Source organism: bacterium CG_4_10_14_0_2_um_filter_33_32 (assembly GCA_002792735.1).
Lineage (GTDB): Bacteria > Patescibacteriota > CPR2_A > CG2-30-33-46 > CG2-30-33-46 > CG2-30-33-46.
The window spans coordinates 1-7448 of the sequence record PFOW01000020.1 but is presented as its reverse complement, the minus strand read 5'-3'; the positions used below and the strand labels follow the sequence as shown (position 1 = coordinate 7448).

Here is a 7448-nt window from a genome sequence, read left to right as displayed (position 1 = left end):
ACAAAGAGAATACACCAATCTTTGGGTAATATTTCACCCATTGATTATTTAATAAAAACTGTTCCGGAGTCTCAAATGTGCGTGACGCGTACAAACACTTCAAAATCCCACCTTTATTGGCTATAATATTTATGTTAGAATAGTTTTTTACTTAGGAGAAAAAATGGCATTTAAAAAAGTTGATCCAAAAGTTGATTTAGTCAAGTTAGAACACAAAATTATAGATTTTTGGACAAGAAAAGATATTCTTTCTAAGTACCTTAGAAAAAACGATAGCTCCAGCGAGATATTTTCTTTTTTGGATGGTCCAATAACTGCTAATAACCCCATGGGTGTTCATCATGCATGGGGAAGAACCTATAAAGATTTATGGCAAAGATATAATTCTATGAAAGGAAAAAAACAAAAGTATCAGAATGGATTTGACTGTCAGGGTTTATGGGTGGAGGTGGAGGTAGAAAAAGAATTAGGTTTTAAAACGAAAAAAGATATTGAGGATTATGGTATTGATAGATTTGTCAACAAATGCAAGGAAAGAGTTTATAAATATTCCAAAATTCAAACAGAACAATCAAAAAGACTAGGCTATTTTGCAGATTGGGAAAATTCTTATTACACCATGTCGGATGAAAACAACTATATGATTTGGTTTTTTCTTAAAAAATGTCATGAAAAAGGATATTTATACAAAGGCCATGATGTTGTGCCTTGGTGTTTAAGATGTGGAACTGCTATTTCTCAACATGAAATTTTGACCGAAGAATACAAAGAAATGATTCATCAGTCGGTTTATGTAAAATTACCGATAAAAAACAGAAAAGGAGAATTTTTTCTTGTTTGGACGACAACTCCATGGACTCTAACATCTAATATTGCTTTGGCTATTAACCCAGAACTTACATATGTAAAAATAAAAACTGGCAAAGAAATCTATTATCTTTCAAAAGAGACCCTTTCTATTATTGAGGATGAGTATGATATTCTGGAAGAAATTAAGGGTGATAAACTTTTGGATATTGAATATGAGGGACCTTTTGATGAGCTAGAAGTTCAAAGAGGGGTTTTACATAAAACTATTTTTTGGGAAGAGGTTGGCGAAGAAGAAGGCACAGGGATTGTTCATATAGCCCCAGGCTGTGGAGAAGAGGATTTTAGATTATCAGTAGAGCATTCATTGAAAGTTATCGCACCTTTAGATGATGCCGGAAATTATATTTCAGGATTTGGGGAGCTTTCGGGTAAAAACGTTAAAGATGTTACTGAGGCAATATTTGAGAATCTAAAAAAGAAGAATAAAATATTCAGGATTCATAATTATACCCATCGCTACCCGACATGCTGGCGCTGCAAAGAAGAGCTTATTTTTCGTCTGGTTGATGAATGGTATATTGGAATGGACAAAAAAGACCCAGAAGACAAAGAGAAGAGAACTTTGAGAGAACAAATGATTGATATTGCCAAAAAAATCAAATGGATTCCTCTCTTTGGTTTAGATCGAGAGCTTGATTGGCTTTCAAATATGCACAATTGGCTCATTTCTAAAAAAAGATACTGGGGATTGGCGCTTCCGATTTATGAATGTGACTGTGGAAATTTTGAAGTTATCGGTTCAAAAGAAGAACTGAAGGAAAAAGCTGTTTCCGGTTGGGATAAATTTGAAAGAAATACTCCACATAGGCCATGGATCGACGAAGTGAAAATAAAATGCTCTAAATGTAAAAAAGAAATCTCTAGAATAACCGATGTGGGTAACCCCTGGCTTGATGCCGGAATTGTTCCTTACTCTACTATAGCAAAAAGCAACCAAGGAGAACCTCTCTACAAGCAAGATAAAAAAGAATGGATGAAATGGGTGCCGGTTGATTTTATAACAGAAAGCTTTCCCGGCCAATTCAAAAATTGGTTCTATGCTTTAATCGCTATGAGTACGGTTATGGAAGGTATAAAACCCTACAAAACAGTTTTAGGCTATGCTTCAGTTCGTGACGAAAAAGGTGAAGAAATGCATAAATCTAAGGGTAATGCTATTTGGTTTGATGATGCAGCCGAAGAAATAGGCGTTGATGTTATGCGCTGGATGTATGCCAGACATAATCCTGTTTTTAATCTTAGTTTTGGCTATCATGCAGCTTCTGATATCAGAAGGAAGATTTTAACTCTTTGGAATGTATATTCATTTTTTTCAACTTATGTATCTATAGATAATTGGGATCCCGATATCGAGAGTCAGGAAATAGAAAAAGATTCAGTTTTAGATAAATGGATTATTTCAGAATTGCATTTGTTGCTAGAATATGCAGAAAAGGAGCTTGATAATTTTAGGGTTCATACTTTGATGGAGCGGTTGGAGAAGTTTATCGATGATTTATCTACCTGGTATGTTAGGAGATCTAGAAGACGATTCTGGAAATCAGAAGATGATCAAGATAAAAAGCAAGCTTATGAAACTTTGTATGAAGTTCTGGTTAATCTATCAAAGGTACTTGCGCCAATCATTCCTCATCTTTCTGAGGAGATTTATCAAAATCTTGTTTCGGGAAGAAAGGGAGAGCCGGAAAGTGTTCATTTATCAAAATGGCCCAAAGCGGATCCAGGGAAAATAGACAAAAAAATATCAGAAGAGATTAATAATGTTAGAGAAGTGGTTAATCAAGGTCTCTCACAGCGTGCGGAAAAAGGAATAAAAGTAAGACAACCATTGGCAAAAGCTCTTATTGAGTCAACATCTGAAATTCAAAATGAGTTCTTGAGTCTTATTCGAGAAGAGCTTAATGTAAAAGATATCGTTGTCAAAGAGGGTAAAGAGACTAAAGTTGAGCTTGATACAAAAATAACCCCTAAGCTAGAAAAAGAAGGTTTGGCTAGAGAATTGGTTAGAACTATTCAATCTATGAGAAAGAAGGCGGAATTTAATGTCGAAGACAGGATAATTATATATTATTCTACTGATAGTAATTTACTAAAGGATACCATAAAAGAGCATTCTACAGGGGTGTATAATATCGGGAAAGAAACTTTAGGCGAAGAAATAATAGAAGGTAGAGAAAAGGTTGATTTTGATAGTGAATTTAGTATCAGCCAAGAAAAAATCTGGATCGGCATAGAAAAAATAAAAAAATAGAATTACTGTTTTTAGGTTTTTATAATGTTTGATTTTAAAAAATTAAAGAGTTTAGACTGGGTTTTAATATCTGTCACAATCCTAGTATTTGCGATGGGTATTATTGTAATTTACAGCACTACGTCTAGTAGCGCTGGTTTTGATGTAGCAAGAAATCAGATAATAAACGGGGTAATTGGTTTTCTTTTGATGATTTTTATTGCTTTCTTAGACTACCGTTCTTTTAAGTCTTTTACTCATGTAATGTATGCAGTAACTGTTGGTCTATTGTTATATGTTCTAGTTACTGGAAAAATATCACATGGAGCTACGCGTTGGATTGATTTAGGTTTTTTTCAGCTTCAGCCATCTGAAATAGCTAAATTTGTGATGGTTGTTGTGCTAGCTAAATATTTTTCTAAAAAAGGGGAGAGGATGGCTGATTTTTTCTCAATTATTGTTTCTCTAATCTATATAGGAATACCTGTATTATTAGTTATGGCTCAGCCAGATTTAGGGACTGCGATGGTTCTTATGGCTATTTGGTTGGGTATGATATTAGCAACGCAAGTAAGAAAAATTTACATGTTAGGGTTAGGTTTGTTTACACTAATATCTATGCCTTTTGTTTTTAATTTTCTAAAAGACTATCAGAAAAAAAGAATATTAATATTTTTGAATCCCGGCAGTGATCCGCAGGGAGCTGGATATAATGTTTTGCAGTCTACAATATCTATTGGCTCAGGAAAATTGTTCGGCAGGGGATTAGGTCATGGTCCACAAAGTCAATTGAAATTTTTGCCAGAACGTTATACGGATTTTGCTTTCGCTGTGTTAGGTGAAGAACTGGGACTTGCGGGAGGTATTATACTTTTAGCTCTTTTTGTTGTAATGATAGTCAGAATATTAAGAGTTGCTAAACTTTCATCAGATGCATTTGGGAGCTATTTAGCCATAGGTGTAGCTGTTTGGATAATATTTCAGATATTTATAAATATGGGCATGAATATAGGCATAGCACCAATAACAGGCGTACCTTTGCCTCTTGTAAGTTTCGGCGGTAGTTCGGTAATTGCTATACTTTTTTCTTTCGGTTTACTGCAAAGTGTTTTGATAAGGAATAAAAAGCTTAACTTTAGAGGTTAATATAGGGTTGAATAATTATTTTTTCTTTGTTACTATAGTCCTATTAAATTATGAATAGAGGAGCAAAATGGCAAAAGATACAAAAGAAATAAAAAAACTAGAAGAAGGTAGTAAACAGGGGAAGAAAGAAATAGACGAAAAAGACAAAACTATTTCGAAAAAAGAAACCTTCGCTGTTATAAAAACAGGCGGTAAGCAGTATAAAATTAAAGATGGTCAAGAGATAGCTATAGAAAAAATAGAAGGGAAAGAAGGGGATAAAATTATTTTTTCAGAGGTTCTTTTGATAGCTGCCGATAATGATATTAAATTAGGTACCCCATTTATTAAGGACGCTAAAGTGGAAGGTAATATTGTATCTCAAGAAAAAGGTAAGAAAGTTATTGTTTTTAAGATGAAAGCAAAAAAGAGATATAGGAGGACAGCTGGCCATCGTCAAGAAATCAGTAAAGTAAAAATAGTAAAAATAATTGCTTAATCTTAAAAATTGCCTCATAGAGGCAATTTTTAAATAGACTTTTTATTTTACGTCATGTTGTTAGAATATGAGTATGGACAATATATTATATAAACCTTTGGCAGATAGAATGCGGCCTGGGTCATTAGATGAGTTTGTTGGTCAAGAGCATGTGATAGGCAAAGGAAAGCCTTTAAGGCGATTAATCGAAAATGATAAGCTAAGTTCAATCATCCTTTGGGGGCCTCCGGGTACAGGTAAGACAACTATCGCAAGGATTATAGCCAATAGCACAAAAAGTTATTTTGTTGAATTTTCAGCAGTAACCGCTGGGGTTGCCGATATAAGAAACGTTGTAAAAGAAGCCAGAGAAAAAATGACTAGTTTTAGCCAAAGGACTATCCTTTTTGTTGATGAGGTCCACCGTTTTAACAAAGTCCAGCAAGATGTTTTTCTCCCTTATATAGAAAATGGAACTATAGTTCTAATCGGCAATACTACCGAAAATCCCGGATTTGAAATAAATTCCGCTTTATTATCTCGTTCAAGGCTATTTCGATTAGAACCTCTTGCAGATCAAAATATAGAGGAAATCATAAGTCGCACGCTTAAGGATAAAGAAAAAGGCTTAGGTAAGCTTAATCTTAAGATAGATAAACGAGCCTCAAACCATTTGGTAAAATTCGCCAATGGAGATGCGAGGATAGCTTTAACTGCTTTGGATATTGCCGTTTCTAATTTAAAGAAAAACTCAAAAATTACACTGAAAAATATTGAAGAAACGTTGACCAAAAAAGAACTTAAGTATGATAAAGCAGGTGATTCTCATTATGATACCATTTCCGCTTTTATAAAAAGTATAAGAGGAAGCGATCCTGATGCATCTGTACATTATTTAGCTAGAATGTTGGAGAGCGGAGAAGATCCGGTATTTATAGCGAGAAGGCTAGTAATTTTTGCCTCAGAAGATATTGGTAATGCGGATCCTCATGCTTTAATATTGGCTCAATCTTGCGCTAGCGCTGTTCATTTTGTTGGTATGCCGGAGGCAAAACTTATTTTGTCTCAAACAACTTTATATCTATCAACAGCCCCTAAATCAAATGCTTCTAAGATAGCTATTAATGAAGCGGAATTTGATTGTTTAAATCAAAGACTGGAACCAATACCGCTGCATTTACGAAACGCGCCAACAAAACTAGCTCAAAAGTTGGGTTACGGGAAAGATTATAAATATCCCCATAATTTTAAAGAAAACTGGACTAAAGAAAATTATCTTCCTAAGAATCTGATTGGTAAAAGATATTATAAACCATCGGATCATGGTTATGAAAAAATCATTTCAGAGCGTTTAAAAAAATGGTGGGGTAAGAGCTAGTTGACTAAGTAATTATATATTTTACAATAATCTTTAAAGATCGTTCCTTAAAATGTTTGAGCAAGGGTAGGGATGATTTATGGCTGATATGGATAGTAATGGCGAAAAAAGGCAGAAAAGAAAATGTGCTCACTGTAGATCATATTATTATATTGGCAAGAATGATGAACCAAAAGCAGCAACTTATCATCATTTGGTTTTTACTTCTGATGGCTTGGTACCAACAGAAAAACCTGAATTTGCAGGCGATCAGATAGAAACAATAAGACGCTTTAGAAATGTTAAAAATTATGCTGCTATTTTGTGTATGACTAATACAAAAAATGGTAATGGTAAAGATGGGTCAAATTACGGCTGTCATAATGCGTTTAATGATCAAATTATAAATGGCTGTTGCGGAATCGATAATATTGGCTTAAATGGTAAGGTGTATGTGGTGATCGGTATTTGCCCCCTTATCACAAATAAGTCTCCACGAGACCCAATCTTGCAGATACCTAATAGTTTATGTGAGTTTTGTTTCTACTTTAATGCGATTTTTTCAGTAGATGAGTATATGCCTTTAATGGAGATTATCACTAAATCATCACATTATAATGGTTTTGTTACGAGAGATAGTCTTGTTATAGCTAAAAATAAAATTCAACGCAGTGGTTTAAGGGCAAAGAAAATATCTACTAATAATGGTGTTCGTTGGCAACCAATTCTGAATCCTTAGGAGGTGTTAGTAATGGCAGGACTAGTTGGAGGAGAGTTCTTTTCGGTTGTAAATTTAGTGATTACAAGACAAGAACAACTGAGAGCAATCGACCCTGAAAACAATTTGCTGAAATGCAATATTAGTTTTAATGGCGGTGATTTGGGATATGATCCTTATCTATACGAATTGTTTGGCAGTATAGCGATAAATGAGGCAATGGATAAACTATACTGGAGATTAGAGTCTGAAGTTAGAAGACAAACCGTATTAAGTATGGCTAGAAGAGCGGTATCAGAATTGCAGCAAAAAGGAGCGATATAAGGAAATGGTTAATTTGAATAATTATTCGATTGAGACTCAACTATGTAGATATGAGGGTGGAACGGAAATTAAAGGACCAAAAATAATCATAAAACATAAATCAAGATCAATTTCAATTGAGAAAGCTGAAGCAGCTGTTATAGATCATTTAGCCATCAATAATTATGTCCCTTGGGATTATTTTAGAGTTATATCTTTTATTTAATTTTATATTTTTATTGTCAGAAGTTTACTTCTGACTTTTTTCTTGTCTATTTTTAGAAGGTGAATAAGTTACGAAACATTTGAGACTCCTGCAAATAACTAAGGAGTTTCCAATATGCATATCAAAGCCTTGTGGTATAAG

At 34.0% G+C, this 7448-nt stretch carries 7 protein-coding genes; all 7 read left to right on the top strand.

Annotation, left to right across the window (positions count from 1 at the left end; genetic code table 11):
• Window positions 1-163 precede the first annotated feature (163 nt).
• The 7 genes from COX95_01510 (at window position 164) to COX95_01480 (ending at window position 7307) form a co-directional block, all read left to right on the top strand.
• Entirely contained in the window at window positions 164-3121 is a 2958-nt protein-coding gene (locus tag COX95_01510) for an isoleucine--tRNA ligase (protein ID PIZ86377.1), read from the top strand.
• A 24-nt stretch (window positions 3122-3145) separates the two neighbouring features.
• Entirely contained in the window at window positions 3146-4246 is a 1101-nt protein-coding gene (locus COX95_01505) for a rod shape-determining protein RodA (GenBank protein ID PIZ86376.1), read from the top strand.
• 67 nt (window positions 4247-4313) lie between these two features.
• Window positions 4314-4724, top strand: coding sequence for a 50S ribosomal protein L21 (rplU, locus tag COX95_01500; GenBank protein ID PIZ86375.1), 411 nt, complete (start codon window positions 4314-4316; stop codon window positions 4722-4724).
• A gap of 67 nt (window positions 4725-4791) precedes the next feature.
• A complete protein-coding gene (locus COX95_01495; GenBank protein ID PIZ86374.1) occupies window positions 4792-6081 on the top strand; it encodes a replication-associated recombination protein RarA in 1290 nt (429 codons plus the stop codon).
• Window positions 6082-6160: 79 nt separating this feature from the next.
• Complete coding sequence (locus COX95_01490; GenBank protein PIZ86373.1) at window positions 6161-6799, top strand: hypothetical protein; 639 nt, start codon at window positions 6161-6163, stop codon at window positions 6797-6799.
• Window positions 6800-6811: 12 nt separating this feature from the next.
• Window positions 6812-7102 carry a hypothetical protein gene (locus COX95_01485; GenBank protein ID PIZ86372.1) on the top strand — a complete coding sequence of 97 codons (291 nt, stop codon included), beginning with the start codon at window positions 6812-6814 and terminating at the stop codon, window positions 7100-7102.
• Between the two features lie 4 nt (window positions 7103-7106).
• The gene (locus COX95_01480) at window positions 7107-7307 is read left to right on the top strand and encodes a hypothetical protein (GenBank protein ID PIZ86371.1); all 201 of its coding nucleotides are present in this window, start codon (window positions 7107-7109) and stop codon (window positions 7305-7307) included.
• Window positions 7308-7448 lie beyond the last annotated feature (141 nt).